Genomic DNA, 17,390 nt, shown 5'->3' with positions numbered 1-17,390 from the left:
TGGGCTGACGAGCCTCGCGTAGTCGCCGGCCGGTCTCCGCCCACCTCGCAGGAGACCGGCCGACGGCGGACCCACAGCAGCACGACTCGCACGACTGCACGAAGGGGAAGCCATGACAGCGACGACCGACGGAAGTACCGGGGCGACCTTGCCGTCCCGGGCTGCCGCGGCCAGCGACACCACCCTCACCACCCCCGAGGCGGCCGGGGTACAGGAAGCCGCCGCGCGCGCCGCACGGCGCGCCACCGACTTCCTGCTCTCCCGGCAGGACTCGGAGGGCTGGTGGAAGGGCGACCTGGAGACCAACGTCACCATGGACGCCGAGGACCTGCTGCTCCGGCAGTTCCTGGGCATCCAGGACGAGGAGACCACGCGGGCCGCCGCGAAGTTCATCCGCGGCGAGCAGCGTGAGGACGGCACCTGGGCCACCTTCTACGGCGGCCCCGGCGAACTGTCCACCACGATCGAGGCGTACGTCGCCCTGCGCCTGGCCGGCGACGCGCCCGACGCCCCGCACATGGCGAAGGCGTCCGCCTGGGTCCGCGAGCGCGGCGGCATCGCCGCCGCCCGCGTGTTCACCCGGATCTGGCTCGCCCTGTTCGGCTGGTGGAAGTGGGAGGATCTGCCCGAACTCCCCCCGGAGCTGATCTGGTTCCCCACCTGGATGCCGCTCAACATCTACGACTTCGGATGCTGGGCCCGGCAGACCATCGTCCCGCTCACCATCGTCTCGGCCAAGCGCCCGGTGCGCCCCGCGCCCTTCGCGCTGGACGAACTGCACACCGACCCGGCCCGGCCCAACCCGCCCCGCCCCCTGGCCCCGCTGGCCAGCTGGGACGGCGCCTTCCAGCGCATCGACAAGGCGCTGCACCAGTTCCGCAGGGTCGCCCCGCGCAGGCTGCGCAAGGCCGCGATGAACGCGGCGGCCCGCTGGATCATCGAGCGGCAGGAGAACGACGGCTGCTGGGGCGGCATCCAGCCCCCGGCCGTGTACTCGGTCATCGCCCTGCACCTGCTCGGCTACGACCTCCAGCACCCCGTGATGCGTGAAGGTCTCGCCTCGCTGGACCGTTTCGCGGTCTGGCGCGAGGACGGCGCCCGCATGATCGAGGCCTGCCAGTCCCCGGTCTGGGACACCTGCCTGGCCACGATCGCCCTCGTGGACGCCGGTCTGCCCGTCGACCACCCGCAACTGGTCAAGGCGGCCGACTGGATGCTCGGCGAGGAGATCGTCCGGCCCGGCGACTGGGCCGTGAAGCGTCCCGGACTGCCGCCGGGCGGCTGGGCGTTCGAGTTCCACAACGACAACTACCCGGACATCGACGACACCGCCGAAGTCGCCCTCGCGCTGCGCCGGGTCCGGCACCACGACCCCGAGCGCGTCGACAAGGCGATCGGGCGGGCCGTGCGCTGGAACCTCGGCATGCAGTCGAAGAACGGCGCCTGGGGCGCCTTCGACGTCGACAACACCAGCCCGTTCCCCAACCGGCTGCCGTTCTGCGACTTCGGCGAGGTCATCGACCCGCCGTCCGCAGACGTCACCGCGCACGTCGTGGAGATGCTCGCCGCCGAGGGCCTCGCCCACGACCCGCGCACCCGGCGCGGCATCGACTGGCTGCTCGCCGAACAGGAGCCCAGCGGCGCGTGGTTCGGCCGCTGGGGCGTCAACTACATCTACGGCACGGGCTCGGTGGTGCCCGCGCTGACCGCGGCCGGACTGCCCGGCTCGCACCCGGCGATCCGGCGGGCCGTGGTCTGGCTGGAGAGCGTCCAGAACGACGACGGCGGCTGGGGCGAGGACCTGCGCTCCTACAAGTACGTCAGGGAATGGAGCGGCCGGGGCGCGTCCACCGCCTCGCAGACCGGGTGGGCGCTGATGGCGCTGCTCGCGGCGGGGGAGAAGGACTCCAAGGCCGTCGAGCGCGGCATCCAGTGGCTGGCCGAGACCCAGCGCGAGGACGGCACCTGGGACGAGCCGTACTTCACCGGCACCGGCTTCCCCTGGGACTTCTCCATCAACTACCACCTGTACCGCCAGGTGTTCCCGCTCACCGCGCTCGGCCGCTACCTGCACGGCGACCCCTTCGAGCGCAAGCTGCTCGTCAGGGCCAAGGCGGCCGCGTCACGGGCGACGGGGAGCTGACTTGACCGACCAGCCCGCCCCGGCCCCGCTGCTGATCGCCTGCGCGCTCGGCATCGAGCACCTCGCCCTGCGCACCGGTGACAGGAGCGGGGCGGACGGGCCGTACACCGTCGTCCGCACGGGCATGGGCCCGAAGGCGGCGGAACGCTCCGTCGGCCGGCACCTCGCCGGCCCGGCGGCGGCCGGCACCGCCGTGCTGGCCACCGGTTTCTGTGCCGGGCTCGCGCCCGGCATGCACCCCGGCGACCTGGTCGTCGCCGAGGAGACCCGGGACGCGCACGGGACCGTCCCGTGCGTGGGTACCGACCTGCTGGTCAAGGAACTCGTGCGCCTGCTGCCCGGACGCACGGTCCACACCGGCCCGCTCACCGGCTCCGACCACGTCGTACGGGGGCCCGAGCGGTACGATCTGCTGGCCACCGGCGCGATCGCGGTCGACATGGAGTCGGCGGCCACGCTCCGCACGGCCGTCCGCACGGGCGAGCGCCCGGTCGCGGCCGTCCGGGTGGTCGTGGACGCCCCGGAACACGAACTCGTCCGGATCGGCACGGTGCGCGGTGGGATATCGGCCTTCCGCGTTCTTCGTTCCGTCCTTCCCTCATTTTTTGAATGGCACCGTTCTTTGCTGCTCCCTCGGAGGTGAGCCAGATGGCCATGCCGTTGCGCCAGTCCATCAAGGTCGCGACATACCTGGCTGAACAGAAGCTCCGCAAGCGGGACAAGTTCCCGCTCATCGTGGAGCTGGAACCGCTGTTCGCCTGCAATCTGAAGTGCGAGGGCTGCGGCAAGATCCAGCACCCGGCCGGTGTGCTCAAGCAGCGCATGCCGGTGGCCCAGGCCGTGGGCGCGGTGCTGGAATCCGGCGCGCCGATGGTGTCCATCGCCGGCGGTGAACCGTTGATGCACCCTCAGATCGACGAGATCGTGCGGCAGTTGGTGGCGAAGCGGAAGTACGTCTTCCTGTGCACCAACGCGATGCTGCTGCGCAAGAAGATGGACAAGTTCACGCCCTCGCCCTACTTCGCCTTCGCCGTGCACATCGACGGGCTGCGGGAGCGGCACGACGAGTCCGTCGCCAAGGAAGGCGTCTTCGACGAGGCGGTGGAGGCCATCAAGGAGGCCAAGCGGCGCGGCTTCCGGGTGACCACCAACTCCACCTTCTTCAACACCGACACCCCGCAGACCATCATCGAGGTGCTCAACTTCCTCAACGACGACCTCAAGGTCGACGAGATGATGATCTCGCCCGCCTACGCCTACGAGAAGGCCCCCGACCAGGACCACTTCCTCGGCGTCGAGCAGACCCGCGAGCTGTTCCGGAAGGCCTTCGCGGGCGGCAACCGCAAGAAGTGGCGGCTCAACCACTCCCCGCTCTTCCTGGACTTCCTGGAGGGCAAGGTCGACTTCCCGTGCACCGCGTGGGCGATCCCCAACTACTCGCTCTTCGGCTGGCAGCGCCCCTGCTACCTGATGAGCGACGGGTACGTGCCGACGTACCGCGAACTCATCGAGAAGACCGACTGGGACAAGTACGGCCGCGGCAAGGACCCGCGCTGCGACAACTGCATGGCGCACTGCGGCTACGAGCCGACCGCCGTCCTCGCCACCATGGGCTCCCTGAAGGAGTCCCTGCGGGCGATGCGCGAGACCGTCTCCGGGAACCGGGAGTGAGGCGATGACCGCCGTTCCCTTGGGCCTTCCCGGGGTACCGGCCCGTCCGGTCGCGCCGCGACGGCAGTCGCGGCAGATCCACGTCGGGCCGGTGGCGGTCGGGGGCGGGGCCCCGGTGTCGGTGCAGTCCATGACGACGACCCGTACCTCGGACATCGGCGCCACGCTGCAGCAGATAGCGGAACTCACCGCGTCCGGCTGCCAGATCGTCCGCGTCGCCTGCCCCACGCAGGACGACGCGGACGCCCTCGCGACCATCGCCCGCAAGTCGCAGATCCCGGTGATCGCGGACATCCACTTCCAGCCGAAGTACGTGTTCGCCGCCATCGAGGCCGGCTGTGCGGCGGTTCGCGTGAACCCGGGCAACATCAAGAAGTTCGACGACCAGGTCAAGGAGATCGCGCGGGCCGCCAAGGACCACGGCACGCCGATCCGGATCGGTGTCAACGCCGGTTCGCTGGACCGGAGACTGCTGGAGAAGTACGGCAAGGCGACCCCGGAGGCGCTGGTGGAGTCGGCGCTGTGGGAGGCGTCGCTCTTCGAGGAGCACGGCTTCCGCGACATCAAGATCTCCGTCAAGCACAACGACCCGGTCGTGATGATCGAGGCCTACCGGCAGCTCGCCGAACAGTGCGACTACCCGCTGCACCTGGGCGTCACGGAGGCCGGTCCCGCCTTCCAGGGCACGATCAAGTCGGCGGTGGCCTTCGGGGCGCTGCTGTCCCGGGGCATCGGGGACACCATCCGGGTGTCGCTGAGCGCGCCGCCCGTCGAGGAGGTCAGGGTCGGCATCCAGATCCTTCAGGCGCTGGGGCTGCGGCAGCGGCGGCTGGAGATCGTCTCCTGTCCGTCCTGCGGCCGGGCCCAGGTGGACGTGTACAAGCTGGCCGAGGAGGTCACCGCCGGGCTGGACGGCATGGAAGTGCCGCTCCGGGTCGCGGTGATGGGGTGTGTGGTCAACGGTCCGGGCGAGGCCCGCGAGGCCGACCTCGGAGTTGCCTCGGGCAACGGAAAGGGCCAGATCTTCGTCAAGGGCGAGGTCGTCAAGACCGTCCCCGAGTCGAAGATCGTGGAGACCCTCGTCGAGGAGGCCATGAAGCTCGCCGAGCGGACGAGCCCCGCAGACCAAGTGAGTTGAGGCAAGGCACGGACCGAGAGGGGGCCCGAGCGTGACCATTCTGGAGAAGATCCGGGGACCACGCGACCTGAAGGCGCTGTCCGAGGCGGAACTCGGTGAACTGTCCGAGGAAATACGTGAGTTCCTGGTGCACGCGGTGTCGAGGACCGGCGGTCACCTCGGCCCCAACCTGGGCGTCGTGGAACTGTCCATCGCGCTCCACCGGGTCTTCGAGTCACCGGTCGACCGCATCCTGTGGGACACCGGCCACCAGAGCTACGTGCACAAGCTCCTGACCGGCCGTCAGGACTTCTCCAAGCTGCGCGGCAAGGGCGGACTGTCCGGCTACCCCTCGCGCGAGGAGTCCGAGCACGACGTCATCGAGAACAGCCACGCCTCCACCGCGCTCGGCTGGGCCGACGGACTCGCCAAGGCCCACCAGGTGCTGGGGGAGAAGGGCCACGTGGTCGCGGTCATCGGCGACGGCGCGCTGACCGGCGGCATGGCCTGGGAAGCGCTCAACAACATCGCCGCGGCCAAGGACCGGCCGCTGATCATCGTCGTCAACGACAACGAGCGGTCGTACGCCCCCACCATCGGCGGCCTCGCCAACCACCTGGCCACGCTGCGCACCACCGACGGCTACGAGAAGCTCCTCGCCTGGGGCAAGGACATGCTCCAGCGCACCCCGGTCGTCGGCTCCACGCTGTACGAGTCCCTGCACGGCGCGAAGAAGGGCTTCAAGGACGCCTTCGCCCCGCAGGGCATGTTCGAGGACCTGGGCCTGAAGTACCTCGGGCCGATCGACGGCCACGACATCGGCGCCGTCGAGTCCGCGCTGCGCCGCGCGAAACGCTTCCACGGTCCGGTCCTGGTCCACTGCCTCACCGTCAAGGGCCGCGGCTACGAGCCCGCCCTCGCGCACGAGGAGGACCACTTCCACACCGTCGGCGTGATGGACCCGCTCACCTGCGCACCGCTCACCCCGGCGGGCGGCCCCTCCTGGACCTCGGTGTTCGGCGAGGAGATCGTGCGGATCGGCGAGGAGCGCGAGGACGTCGTGGCGATCACGGCGGCCATGCTGCACCCGGTCGGCCTCGGGAAGTTCGCCGAGCGCTTCCCGGACCGGGTGTGGGACGTGGGCATCGCCGAACAGCACGCCGCCGTCTCCGCGGCCGGCCTCGCGACCGGCGGGCTGCACCCCGTCGTCGCCGTCTACGCCACCTTCCTCAACCGCGCCTTCGACCAGCTGCTGATGGACGTCGCCCTGCACCGCTGCGGGGTCACCTTCGTCCTGGACCGGGCCGGCGTCACCGGCGTCGACGGGCCCTCCCACAACGGCATGTGGGACATGTCCGTCCTCCAGGTCGTCCCGGGACTCAGGATCGCCGCCCCGCGCGACGCCGACCAGTTGCGCGCCCAGCTGCGCGAGGCGGTCGCCGTGGACGACGCGCCCACCCTGGTCCGCTTCCCGAAGGAGTCCGTCGGCCCGTCCCTCCCGGCGCTCGGCCGCGTCGGCGGCATGGACGTCCTGCACCGCGCCGAAGAGCCCGAGGTGCTGCTGGTGGCCGTCGGCGTGATGGCCTCCGTGTGCCTCCAGGCCGCCGAGCTGCTCGAAGCCCGCGGCATCGGGTGCACGGTGGTCGACCCGCGCTGGGTCAAGCCGGTCGACCCCGCGCTGCCGGGCCTCGCCGCCGGGCACCGCCTGGTGGCCGTCGTCGAGGACAACAGCCGGGCGGCGGGCGTCGGTTCGGCGGTGGCGCTGGCCCTGGGCGACGCCGACGTGGACGTGCCGGTACGGCGGTTCGGCATCCCGGAGCAGTTCCTCGCGCACGCCAAGCGCGGCGAGGTGCTGGCCGACATCGGTCTCACGCCCGTCGAGATCGCCGGGCGGATCAGCGCGAGCCTGGCCGTCAAGGACGTCGGCGGCGCAGTCAAGGAGAGTGAATGACCACCGAGTTCGACCTCGGCGCCCTGCTCGCCGAGCGCGGAGCCGAGCGCTACGAGCTGCACGCGCGGCACCTCAATCCGCAGCTGCCGCGCATGCTGCACACCATCGGCTTCGACAAGGTCTACGAGCGTGCCGAGGGAGCGCACTTCTTCGACGCGGAGGGCAACGACTACCTGGACATGCTCGCCGGGTTCGGCGTGATGGGCCTCGGCCGCCACCACCCGGTCGTCCGCAAGGCGCTGCACGACGTCCTGGACCTGGACCTCGCCGACCTCACCCGCTTCGACTGCCAGCCGCTGCCCGGCCTGCTCGCCGAACGGCTGCTGGCCCACAGCCCGCACCTGGACCGCGTCTTCTTCGGCAACAGCGGCACCGAGGCGGTCGAGACCGCCCTGAAGTTCGCCCGGTACGCCACCGGCAGACCGCGCGTCCTCTACTGCGACCACGCCTTCCACGGCCTGACCACCGGATCCCTCTCGGTCAACGGCGAGAACGGCTTCCGCGACGGCTTCGCCCCGCTGCTGCCCGACACCGCCGTACCGCTCGGCGACCTCGACGCCTTGGCGCGCGAGCTGGCGAAGGGCGACGTCGCCGCGCTGATCGTCGAGCCGATCCAGGGCAAGGGCGTCCACGAGGCGCCACCGGGCTATCTGCGGGCCGCGCAGGAGCTGCTGCACCGGCACAAGGCGCTGCTCATCGCCGACGAGGTGCAGACGGGCCTGGGCCGCACCGGTGACTTCTACGCGTACCAGCACGAGGACGGCGTCGAACCCGACCTGGTGTGCGTCGCCAAGGCCCTCTCCGGCGGCTATGTGCCCGTCGGCGCCACCCTCGGCAAGGAGTGGATCTTCAAGAAGGTCTACTCGTCCATGGACCGGGTGCTGGTGCACTCGGCCAGCTTCGGCTCCAACGCCCAGGCGATGGCGTGCGGGCTCGCCGTGCTCTCGGTCATGGAGAACGAGCAGATCGTCGCCGGCGTGCGCAGGACCGGCGAGCTGCTGAAGTCCCGGCTCGCCGCGCTGGTCGACACCTACGAGCTGCTCGCCGACGTCCGGGGCCGGGGCCTGATGATCGGCATCGAGTTCGGCAAGCCGTCCTCGCTGAAGCTGCGCAGCCGCTGGGCCATGCTCCAGGCGGCCCGCAAGGGGCTGTTCGCCCAGATGGTCGTCGTACCGCTGCTGCAGAAGCACCGCATCCTCACGCAGGTCTCCGGTGACCACCTGGAGGTGATCAAGCTCATTCCGCCCCTGGTGGTCGACGAGGCCGACGTGAACCGGTTCGTGGACGCCTTCACCGCGGTCATGGACGACGCGCACAGCGGTGGCGGCCTGATGTGGGACTTCGGCAAGACCCTGATCAAGCAGGCGGTGGCCAACCGCTGACGGGGGTGCCGGCCGGTACGGCGCTCCACGCTCTTTTGCCTCAGAGGCAAGAAAATTGCCTCTGAGGCAAGGCTGCTGCTGAATAGAGGCATGAACGCCTCAGACGCCGCGCCGGCGACGGGCCCGGCTCCGGAGGACGGCCTGCCCGCCGTCGCGCCGCAGCTGCGCGCCCTGCGCCGGCGCGCGGGCCTCACGCTGGAGGCCGCGGCCCGCGACGCCGGGCTCTCCCCGGCCCACCTGTCCCGGCTGGAGACCGGGCAGCGTCAGCCGTCGCTGCCGATGCTGCTCGCGCTCGCCCGTATCTACGGTACGACGGTCTCCGAGCTCCTCGGTGAGACGGCCGCCGACCGGGACGCGATCGTGCGCGCCGCCGACATGGAGCCGACCCGCGCGGGCGGGTGGACGTACGTCCAGGCCGGGGCCCCCGGCCGCGGCATGCAGGCCCTGCGCGTGCGGGTGCCGTACGGCTCGCAGGGCGACATCGTGCGCGTGCACCCCGGCGAGGAGTGGCTCTACGTCCTCAAGGGGCGCCTGCGCCTGCGTCTCGGCGACACCGCGCACCTGCTGGGGCCCGGTGACAGCGCGCACTTCGACTCGCTCACCCCGCACCGCCTCGCCGCCGAGCACCACGACGGCGTGGAGCTGCTGTTCGTCCACACCCTGCTACAGAGCCCCACGGCCACGCTGTGCCTGGGCCCGCTGACCGGAGAGCTGCCATGAGCAACTTCGAGGAGAAGTTCCCCCGATCCCTGTGGATCCGGCTGATCATCTACATCGCCCTCGGGCACGTGCTGGCCGCTTTCCTCTACCTGCTGTTCGCGCTGGGCGGCAAGGGATAGGGCGCAACCGGCGGCCGGCGTCCTCCCGTCAGTCCAGCAGGCGGGCGCGCAGGCGCTCGCGGGCACCGGGGGTGAGGCCGAGTCCCTCGGCCAGGTAGGCGTCGACGTCGCCCCAGGTCTCCTCGATGCTCGCGAACGCCGCCTCCAGGTACTCGGCGCGGGCGTCGAAGAGCGGGTCGAGGAGCTCCATCACCTCGGGGGTGTACGCCGTGTGCGCGCTGCCGCTGCGGCGCACCCGGTAGCGGCGGTGCGCGGCGCCCGACTCCAGGTAGTCGGCGACGATCGCGTCCCGCTCCACCCCGAGCGCGAGGAGCGTGACCGCCACGGAGATGCCCGCGCGGTCCTTGCCGGCCGCGCAGTGCATCAGCGCGGGCACGCTGTCGTCGGCCAGCGCGTGCAGCACGCGCGCGTGCTCGGCGGTGCGCTCCGTGACGATCTTCCGGTAGGAGGCGATCATCCGGGCCGCGCCCTTGCCGTCGTCCAGGATCGCGCGCAGCTGGTCGAGGTCGCCGTCGCGGACCATCTTCCAGAACTCGGCGCCGTCCGCCGGGTCGCTCAGCGGCAGGTTCACGTTCCGCACGCCGGGCAGCTCGACGTCCGGGCCCTCCAGTTTGTGGTCGGCCGCGTTACGGAAGTCGAAGATCGTGTGCAGGCCCAGGGAGGCGAGGAAGGCCGCGTCCTCCTCCGTCGCGTGCGCCAGGTGCCCGCTGCGGAACAGCACGCCGTGCCGCACCCGCCGGCCGTCCGTGGTCGGCAGCCCGCCCACGTCACGGAAATTGCGCACTCCGGCCAGCTCCGGCTCGGTCGAAGGGACCTGCTGCGTCACGGGGGCTCCTCCCGGTCGGTCCCCGCCGTCGCGGCTCGGCGGCGGGAGCTCCGACGACCATACGGCATCGATTTCCTCGGGCAATGAGTTGTCCACAGGCATTGTCAGAGGGGTCCGCGGCCCTTGATGATGTTGGCACTTGAGCGGATCTGTTGGCACCTGTGAGGTCTCGATGGTGGACATCGCCGAAAACGGTCGTACGTGGCTCCTGTCGGGCCCCAGCAGCAGCTATGCCCTGCATCTCACCGACGCGGACGAGCTGCTGCACCTGCACTGGGGGCCGCGGATCGCCCTCGCCGACGCCGAGGCGCTCGCGGTGAGCCCGCTGCCCGGCTACTGGCCCTTCGAGTCCCCGCTCGACGGCCGCGAGGAGTACCCCGTCGAGGGCGGCCCCCGCTTCGTGCGCCCCGCCCTGTCCGTCCGCACCGAGGAGCGGCGCGGCACCGAGTGGCGCTTCGTGTCGTCCGACACCACGCAGGACGGCGAGCTGCGGCTGCGCTTCGACGACGACGGCGTGGCGATCACCCTGCACTACCGGATGCGCGCTGACGTCGTGGAGCGCTGGGTGACCGTCGAGAACGGCGCCCACGCGCGCGTGGAGCTGCTGCGGGCCGACGCGGCCACCTGGACCCTGCCCGACCGCGAGGGCTGGCGGCTGTCCCAGCTGCACGGCCGCTGGGCCGCGGAGTCCCGGCTCACCACCTCCCCCCTCACCTACGGCGAGAAGGTCATCGGCAGCCGCCGCGGCCACACCGGCCACCAGCACCTGCCCTGGGTGGCCCTCGACACCGACGCCACCGAGGAACGCGGCGAGGTCTACGGCTGCGCGCTCGGCTGGTCCGGCTCCTGGCGCATAGCGGTCGCCCAGCTCCCGGACGCGCGCGTGCAGATCACCGGCGGCGCCGGCTACGACGACTCCGGGCTGCTGCTCCTCGCGCCCGGGGAGTCGTACACCACCCCGGTCTTCGCGGGGCTGTGGAGCGACGGCGGCTTCGGCGGCGCGAGCCGGGCCTGGCACGCCTACCAGCGGGCGTACGTCATCCCGGACGCCGGGCAGGACCGGCCCGTGCTGTTCAACTCCTGGGAGGCCACCTTCTTCGACATCTCCGAGGAGCAGCAGCTCGCGCTCGCCCGCCGGGCCGCCGACATCGGGATCGAGCTGTTCGTCGTCGACGACGGCTGGTTCGGCGCCCGCACCAGCGACCGCGCCGGCCTCGGCGACTGGACCCCCAACCCCGACCGCTTCCCGCAGGGCCTCAAGCCGCTCGCCGACCAGGTGCACGGGCTCGGCATGCGGTTCGGCATCTGGGTCGAGCCCGAGATGGTCAACCCGGACAGCGACCTGTACCGGGCCCACCCGGACTGGGTGCAGTACCAGCCGGGACGGAAGCGTACGGAACTGCGCAATCAGCTCGTGCTCAACCTCGCGCGCGAGGACGTGCAGGAGTACTTGTGGGAGCAGCTGGACACCCTGCTGTCCAGCGCCCCCATCGACTACGTGAAGTGGGACTTCAACCGCTGCTTCACCGACGCCGGCTGGCCCGGGGAGCCGTACCCGCAGCGCCTGTGGGTGGACCACGTCCGCGCCCTGTACGCCCTGCTGGACCGGTTGCGCGCCGCGCACCCCGGGGTCGCCTTCGAGTCCTGCTCGGGCGGCGGCGGCCGGATCGACCTCGGCGTGCTCGGCCGCACCGACCAGGTGTGGACCTCCGACAACACCGACCCGCTGGACCGGCTCGCCATCCAGCACGGCTTCACGCAAGTCCACCCCGCGCGCGTGATGGCGGCCTGGGTCACCGACAGCCCGAACACCCAGCTCAACGGACGCGCCAGCTCGCTGCGCTTCCGGTTCGTCAGCGCCATGGCGGGCGTGCTCGGGGTCGGCGGCGACCTGACGGAGTGGAGCGCGGAGGAACTGGCCGAGGCCCGGCGGTGGGTGGAGCTGTACAAGGAGATCCGCCCGGTCGTGCAGCACGGGGAGCTGTACCGGCTGCGGCCCCCGGCGGGGGGTCTGAGCGCCGTGCAGTACGTCCGTGGCGAGGAGACCGTCGTCCTGGCCTGGCTTCAGGCGCAGAGCTACGGCGAGCCGGTGCCGGCGGTGCGGCTGCGCGGGCTCGACCCGACGGCGTCGTACGAGAACCCCGAGACGGGCGAAGTGCACCGCGGTGCCGTACTGCTGCACCACGGGCTGCGCACCGGGCTCAAGGGCGACCTGGACGCGACGGTCATCCGGCTGCGCCGTATCTGATCCTTGCGCGGGCGTGGCCCGTGAGGAGGGGCGTACAAGGCCGGGCCCGCGACCCCGGGTCCGGCCTTCGGTGTACCGTGCAACTTCTATTCCTGGCTTTGCGAACTCTTTAAGAGTGGCTCATCTCACCGTTCGTCAAGTCCGGCTTACGGTCGCGTAGGTCACATCCGAAGGTGAATCATGGTCCGACGTGGCAGACGATTCGAAGAATGACAGCAGATCAGTGATCGGGTCGTACGTGGCGGTGGGGGACAGCTTCACCGAGGGCGTCGGCGACCCCGGCCCCGACGGGGCGTTCGTGGGCTGGGCCGACCGGTTCGCGGTCCTGCTCGCCGACCGGCGTCCCGAGGGCGACTTCCAGTACGCCAACCTCGCCGTGCGCGGGAAGCTGCTGGACCAGATCGTGGCCGACCAGGTGCCGCAGGCCATCGACCTGGCTCCGGACCTGATCTCCTTCTGCGCGGGCGGCAACGACATCATCCGCCCCGGCACCGACCCCGACGAGGTGGCCGAGCGCTTCGAACGCGCCCTGGCCCGGCTGACGCAGGCCGCCGGCACGGTGATGGTGACGACCGGCTTCGACACCCGTGGCGTCCCCGTCCTCAAGCACCTCCGCGGCAAGATCGCCACCTACAACGGTCACGTCCGCGCCATCGCCGACCGGTACGGCTGCCCCGTCCTCGACCTGTGGTCCCTCAAGTCCGTGCAGGACCGCAGGGCCTGGGACAGCGACCGGCTGCACCTCTCGCCCGAGGGGCACACGCGCGTGGCGCTGCGCGCGGGACAGGTCCTCGGCCTGGACGTCCCGGCCGACCCGGAGCAGCCGTGGCCGCCGCTGCCGCCCCGGGGCACACTGGAGATCCGCCGCGACGACGTCCAGTGGGCGCGGGAGTACCTCGTCCCCTGGATCGGCCGCCGGCTGCGCGGTGAGTCCTCGGGCGACCACGTGACCGCCAAGGGCACGCTGTCACCGGACGACATCAGGATGCGGATCGCCGCGGTGGCCTGACCCGGCCGCCCCACCGCCCCGCCACGGCCCGCGCCCGCACCACCGGCGCGGGCCGTTGTCGCAGATCACCGGCGGCGCCGGGTCGGGGGGCTCGGCGAACAGGAGCGGCAGCCGGACGACTGCGTCCGGCAGCGCGGGCGGAGCGTCGCCGGCGGCGCGGTCGCTCCAGGCCGGGCCTGAACAGCCGGCCCCCGGCTTCGGTCTCCGGCTGGAACTCCGCGCTGGGCCGGCCCGGCACGCCCGTCCCGACGGGGAGCACCGCCATCGACGGCGTCCTCGTGCCGAAGGCCGACCGGTCGGATCCGCCGGCGCTCTGCGTCCCGGGCCGCCCCGGGCCCCGCGGGGGAACGGTGCTGCACTGGACGCGGCACCGCGGAGACTCCGCGCCCCGGTGCCGGCGTGTCCGCGTAAGGTCGCGGCGGCGGTTCCGCGGAGACCCGCGCGTCAGCGCCGCCTGTCCGTCAACGCACCGCGTTCCAGGCCCAGTTCGCGCGCGAGGGCGTCGTCCACCCACTCCTGCGCCCGGGACCGGGGCACCGCGCCCGGGTACGACGTGAGCTGCACCGCCAGCCCGTCCAGCAGCGCGGTCAGCCGCAGTGCCGTGCCGGCCGGGTCCGCGCACGCGAACTCACCGGCCGCCACGCCCTCGGCGATGACGCCGGCGATCGCCGCCTTCCACTGCTCGTCCAGCTCCCGGGTGACCTGCCGCAGTGCGGGCTCGCGCAGGGACACCGCCCAGCCCTCGATCCACAGCCGCCAGCCCTTGGCCTGTCCGGTCGGCGCGTACCAGCGCACCGCCGACCGCAGCCGGCGCAGCGCGGTGGTCCGCCGGTCCAGCAGCCTGCGCAGGCGCGCGAGATCGTCCTCGGCCGCGTAGGTGAACGCGGCGGCGACCAGCTTCTCCTTCGTGGAGAAGTGGTACAGCACCAGCGCGTTGCTCACCCCGAGGGCCGCGGCCACGTCGGCGATCCTGACCGCCGCCACGCCCCGCGCCTCGATCTGCCCGATGGCTGCCCGCAGCAGCTCCTCCCGCCGCTCGGCCACGCTCAACCGCACTCTCGCCACGCGGTCACCCTAGTCGTTGCCCCCGGTGCCGCCGAAGCCGTCGCACGGCAGGGCCGTCACCGGTACCGGCCGAACCGTTCCGCGATCACCGGCAACCGGTCCGCCACCAAGGCGTGCGCAGCCGTGCGCGGGGTCGTACCGTCGGCCTGCGCGCGGTCCAGCATCCGGCCGGTCAGGGCGCGCATCGAGCGCCGGACGTGGGCGAGCGCCTCGTCGGCGTCCGCGCCGATGTCGCCGAACAGGGTCCACCACCACCAGGCGTTCGTCGCGGAGTTGACCACCACGTCCGGCAGGACCGTCACCCCGCGCGCGGTCAGCAGCGCCTCCGCCTCGGGCAGCACGGGCATGTTGGCGGCCTCGACGATCCAACGCGCCCGGATCCGCTCCTGGTTCGCACGGTCGACGGCGTACGACACGGCGGCCGGCACCAGCACCTCCGCCTCCGCGGACAGCCAGGCGTCGCCGGGCAGTTCGCGGTCACCGGGGCGCAACGCCCCGCGGTCCACGGTGCCGTAGCCGTCCCGCGCCGCCAGCAGCGCCTCGACGTCGAGCCCCGCCGGGTTGGCGATCGTGCCCTTGATGTCGGCGACGGCCACGACGCTCAGGCCCGCGCGCGCGAGGAAGCGCGCGGTGGCCCCGCCCATCGTGCCGAGACCCTGCACGGCGACCCGGGTGCCCGGATACGGCACCGCCGCCCGGTCCAGGGCCGTCAGCACCGACTCGGCGACCCCGCAGCCGCCCACCAGTTCGTCCAGGCCGATGCCGTCCACCCGCACCGCGAAGGCGTCCGCGAGCCGCTGGCGGGCCGCGGCCTCGTCGTCCAGCAGCGGGTAGACCGCCTGGATCGAGGAGACCAGGCCCGCCTCGGCCGCCGCGCGGTCCACCAGGGCCTGGGTGAGACCCAGGTCCTCGCCGGTGGTCCAGCAGCTCTCGACGTACGGCCGCACGGCGCGCAGATAGCGCACGAGGAGCCCGTACGCCTCCGGGTCCCGGGGGTCGCAGTCGATGCCGCCCTTGGCACCGCCGAGCGGGACGTAGCGGCTCCCGGGGTCGTAGTGCAGGGCCTCCTTCATCGTCATGCCGCGGGCGAGTCCGGTGACCTCCTCCAGCGTGCAGCCGGGCCGCATCCGCAGCCCGCCGCTCGCCACGCCCCGCACCAGCCGGTCCACGACCAGGAAGCCCTGGCGACCGGTGACGTGATCGGTCCAGACGAGCGACAGCGAAGGGGCGGTGAGGGGGGTGGTCATGGGGCTTCCTCGGGGGAGCGATGAGGTGATCACCTGAACGGCGAGTCAGTATCCGGAGCCGGTTGGGACCCTGTCAACGCGCGGAAGGGAGCTTCGGCAGCGGACGGCGCACCCCCGCGGACCCTCGCCGCCTGCGCGGCCGACCATAATGGGGGACCTCACCCACTCCACCGGGAGGTACCGTGACCGGTCTGCGTTCCGCGAGCTCCGGGCTCCGCGCGCTGCGGCCCGCTGCGTTCGGAGCGGACCCGGGGGGTGAGCGCATGGCACGCATCCGCCGCTCACCGCATTTCAAGGACGGCGTCTTCCAGAACCCCGGCGGCCCCGCCCGCACCCGGCCCACCGGGTCCTCGCTGGACCTCGCGAAGGTGTTCCTGGACAAGGACACCCGGCCGCTGCGCGCCCCCAAGGGCATCGTCCCGGTGCACCCCACGACCTTCGCCGACCTGGCCAAGCCGCCCGCCACCGGACTGCGGCTGACCTGGATGGGCCACTCCAGCGTGCTCGCCGAGATCGACGGTCACCGCGTCCTGTTCGACCCCGTCTGGGGCGAGCGCTGCTCCCCGTTCCCCTTCGCCGGTCCCAAGCGGCTCCACCCGGTGCCGCTGCCGCTGGCCGCGCTCGGCCCGGTCGACGTCGTCGTCATCTCGCACGACCACTACGACCACCTGGACCTGCCGACCATCAAGGCGCTGGCCGGCACGGACACCCTGTTCGCCGTGCCGCTCGGCGTGGGCGCCCACCTCGAACACTGGGGCGTCTCCCCGGACCGGCTGCGCGAACTGGACTGGCACGAGTCCACCCGGGTCGGCGGCCTCACCCTCACCGCCACCCCGGCCCGCCACTTCTGCGGCCGGGGCCTGCGCAACACCCAGCACACCCTCTGGGCGTCCTGGGCCGTCGCCGGCGAGGAGCACCGGATCTACCACAGCGGCGACACCGGCTACTTCGACGGCTTCAAGGACATCGGCGCCGCCCACGGCCCGTTCGACGCCACGATGATCCAGATCGGGGCGTACAGCGAGTTCTGGCCCGACATCCACATGACCCCGCAGGAGGGCCTGCGCGCCCACCTCGACCTCCAGGGCGGCGCGCCGCACGGCGTCCTGCTGCCGATCCACTGGGGCACCTTCAACCTCGCCCCGCACCCCTGGGCCGAGCCGGGGGAGTGGACCAAGGAGGCCGCCGAGGAGGCCGGCCAGGCGGTGGCCCTGCCCCGGCCGGGCGAGCCGTTCGAGGCTTCAGGCAAGCTGCCGGCCGAGGCGTGGTGGCGGAGCGCGTCGGGGGACGTACGGCGCACCTGGCGCTCGGTCGGCGCGTTCGTGGCGGAGCCGCCCACGCGCGACACCGGCGCCTGACCGGCCGGCCGGGGCCGGGGGGCGTCCGGGGCCCTGGCCCCGGCTCACCCAGTTCGGCTGTCCGGCGTACGCCGGCATGCCGCTCGACCCCTGACCCAGGGCATGGCCAAAGCCAACACGTTGAGTGATGATCGGGGTGGACCGGGTCGCGCGGAGGGGCCCGGAGGCCGCCGCGCGGGCGGCGCCGGGAGCGTGCCCCCGCGCGCGTGCGCCGCGCGGGGAGAGCGCGATGGGCCGGGGTGATCGGCCAACCTTTCCGTTCCTGACCGCTTGTGACCAGGGTGGATCGCCCCTGACTTGATTCTGCCCGGTCCCGGGCGGCGGCCATCGGACCTTCGTGCGGCGCCTCATACCAGAGCGGGACGCTGCTGGGGTGACTTTGTCAACTGCCCACCGCACATGATGCTCAGGCGACTACTGTGAGTGTCCGCCGGGTGACGCGCGGCCGGGTGCACCGGCCCCGTCGGCCGGCAGCGATGACGCGTGCCCGCATCGACGCATGCCCGCACGGCGCACCGCACGAGGACACAGGCC

14 protein-coding genes are annotated in these 17,390 nt (G+C 72.2%); 11 read left to right on the top strand and 3 right to left on the bottom strand.

The genetic code is table 11. From position 1 onward, the window contains the following. The first annotated feature begins 112 nt into the window (after positions 1-112). The 8 genes from shc to AB0947_RS06700 all read left to right on the top strand — a co-directional run bounded on the left by shc (position 113) and on the right by AB0947_RS06700 (position 9,103). Complete coding sequence (gene shc / locus AB0947_RS06735) at positions 113-2,143, top strand: squalene--hopene cyclase (protein WP_366749158.1); 2,031 nt, start codon at positions 113-115, stop codon at positions 2,141-2,143. A 1-nt stretch (position 2,144) separates the two neighbouring features. Continuing rightward, on the top strand, positions 2,145-2,786 hold the full coding sequence (locus tag AB0947_RS06730) for a 1-hydroxy-2-methyl-2-butenyl 4-diphosphate reductase (protein ID WP_366749157.1): 642 nt from the start codon (positions 2,145-2,147) through the stop codon (positions 2,784-2,786). 5 nt (positions 2,787-2,791) lie between these two features. Then, positions 2,792-3,814: an adenosyl-hopene transferase HpnH gene (hpnH, locus tag AB0947_RS06725; RefSeq protein ID WP_014676208.1), complete on the top strand. Its 1,023-nt coding sequence runs from the start codon at positions 2,792-2,794 to the stop codon at positions 3,812-3,814. 4 nt (positions 3,815-3,818) lie between these two features. Then, positions 3,819-4,952, top strand: coding sequence for a flavodoxin-dependent (E)-4-hydroxy-3-methylbut-2-enyl-diphosphate synthase (gene ispG, locus AB0947_RS06720; RefSeq protein ID WP_366749156.1), 1,134 nt, complete (start codon positions 3,819-3,821; stop codon positions 4,950-4,952). A 31-nt stretch (positions 4,953-4,983) separates the two neighbouring features. Next, complete coding sequence (gene dxs, locus AB0947_RS06715) at positions 4,984-6,882, top strand: 1-deoxy-D-xylulose-5-phosphate synthase (RefSeq protein WP_366749155.1); 1,899 nt, start codon at positions 4,984-4,986, stop codon at positions 6,880-6,882. After that, positions 6,879-8,264: an aspartate aminotransferase family protein gene (locus AB0947_RS06710; protein WP_366749154.1), complete on the top strand. Its 1,386-nt coding sequence runs from the start codon at positions 6,879-6,881 to the stop codon at positions 8,262-8,264. The genes dxs and AB0947_RS06710 overlap by 4 nt, the downstream gene beginning before the upstream one ends. A gap of 90 nt (positions 8,265-8,354) precedes the next feature. Next, a complete protein-coding gene (locus AB0947_RS06705; protein WP_366749153.1) occupies positions 8,355-8,984 on the top strand; it encodes an XRE family transcriptional regulator in 630 nt (209 codons plus the stop codon). Further along, positions 8,981-9,103 (top strand): DUF6126 family protein, encoded by a 123-nt coding sequence (locus AB0947_RS06700; protein WP_037824369.1) that lies wholly within the window; start codon positions 8,981-8,983, stop codon positions 9,101-9,103. Before AB0947_RS06705 ends, AB0947_RS06700 begins: the two co-directional genes overlap by 4 nt. Before the next feature lie 28 nt (positions 9,104-9,131). Here AB0947_RS06700 and AB0947_RS06695 read toward each other — a convergent pair whose 3' ends face one another. Beyond that, positions 9,132-9,929, bottom strand: coding sequence for a tyrosine-protein phosphatase (locus AB0947_RS06695; RefSeq protein ID WP_366749152.1), 798 nt, complete (start codon positions 9,927-9,929; stop codon positions 9,132-9,134). Positions 9,930-10,101: 172 nt separating this feature from the next. On the opposite strand from AB0947_RS06695, the gene AB0947_RS06690 reads away from it, so the two are divergent. Both AB0947_RS06690 and AB0947_RS06685 read left to right on the top strand, forming a co-directional pair. Next, entirely contained in the window at positions 10,102-12,177 is a 2,076-nt protein-coding gene (locus AB0947_RS06690; RefSeq protein WP_366749188.1) for an alpha-galactosidase, read from the top strand. 223 nt (positions 12,178-12,400) lie between these two features. Continuing rightward, positions 12,401-13,186: an SGNH/GDSL hydrolase family protein gene (locus AB0947_RS06685; protein ID WP_366749187.1), complete on the top strand. Its 786-nt coding sequence runs from the start codon at positions 12,401-12,403 to the stop codon at positions 13,184-13,186. 444 nt (positions 13,187-13,630) lie between these two features. On the opposite strand, the gene AB0947_RS06680 is transcribed toward AB0947_RS06685, so the two are convergent. Next, on the bottom strand, positions 13,631-14,251 hold the full coding sequence (locus tag AB0947_RS06680; protein ID WP_366749151.1) for a TetR/AcrR family transcriptional regulator: 621 nt from the start codon (positions 14,249-14,251) through the stop codon (positions 13,631-13,633). Positions 14,252-14,307: 56 nt separating this feature from the next. Further along, on the bottom strand, positions 14,308-15,498 hold the full coding sequence (locus AB0947_RS06675; protein WP_366749150.1) for a Glu/Leu/Phe/Val dehydrogenase dimerization domain-containing protein: 1,191 nt from the start codon (positions 15,496-15,498) through the stop codon (positions 14,308-14,310). A gap of 182 nt (positions 15,499-15,680) precedes the next feature. Here AB0947_RS06675 and AB0947_RS06670 point away from each other — a divergent pair, with 182 nt between their 5' ends. Next, positions 15,681-16,856 (top strand): MBL fold metallo-hydrolase, encoded by a 1,176-nt coding sequence (locus tag AB0947_RS06670; protein ID WP_366749149.1) that lies wholly within the window; start codon positions 15,681-15,683, stop codon positions 16,854-16,856. Positions 16,857-17,390 lie beyond the last annotated feature (534 nt).

Origin of the sequence: Streptomyces sp. NPDC047841 (assembly GCF_040704085.1) — a bacterium.
GTDB lineage: Bacteria > Actinomycetota > Actinomycetes > Streptomycetales > Streptomycetaceae > Streptomyces > Streptomyces argyrophylli.
Note: the sequence above shows the minus strand (reverse complement) of the source record. Positions and strands in the feature narration are given on the sequence as shown.

Coding starts and splice junctions, on each gene's coding strand:
- shc (WP_366749158.1), top strand. CDS start 113: ATGACAGCGACGACCGACGGAAGTACCGGGGCGACCTTGCCGTCCCGG.
- hpnH (WP_014676208.1), top strand. CDS start 2,792: ATGGCCATGCCGTTGCGCCAGTCCATCAAGGTCGCGACATACCTGGCT.
- ispG (WP_366749156.1), top strand. CDS start 3,819: ATGACCGCCGTTCCCTTGGGCCTTCCCGGGGTACCGGCCCGTCCGGTC.
- AB0947_RS06710 (WP_366749154.1), top strand. CDS start 6,879: ATGACCACCGAGTTCGACCTCGGCGCCCTGCTCGCCGAGCGCGGAGCC.
- AB0947_RS06705 (WP_366749153.1), top strand. CDS start 8,355: ATGAACGCCTCAGACGCCGCGCCGGCGACGGGCCCGGCTCCGGAGGAC.
- AB0947_RS06700 (WP_037824369.1), top strand. CDS start 8,981: ATGAGCAACTTCGAGGAGAAGTTCCCCCGATCCCTGTGGATCCGGCTG.
- AB0947_RS06690 (WP_366749188.1), top strand. CDS start 10,102: ATGGTGGACATCGCCGAAAACGGTCGTACGTGGCTCCTGTCGGGCCCC.
- AB0947_RS06675 (WP_366749150.1), bottom strand. CDS start 15,498: ATGACCACCCCCCTCACCGCCCCTTCGCTGTCGCTCGTCTGGACCGAT.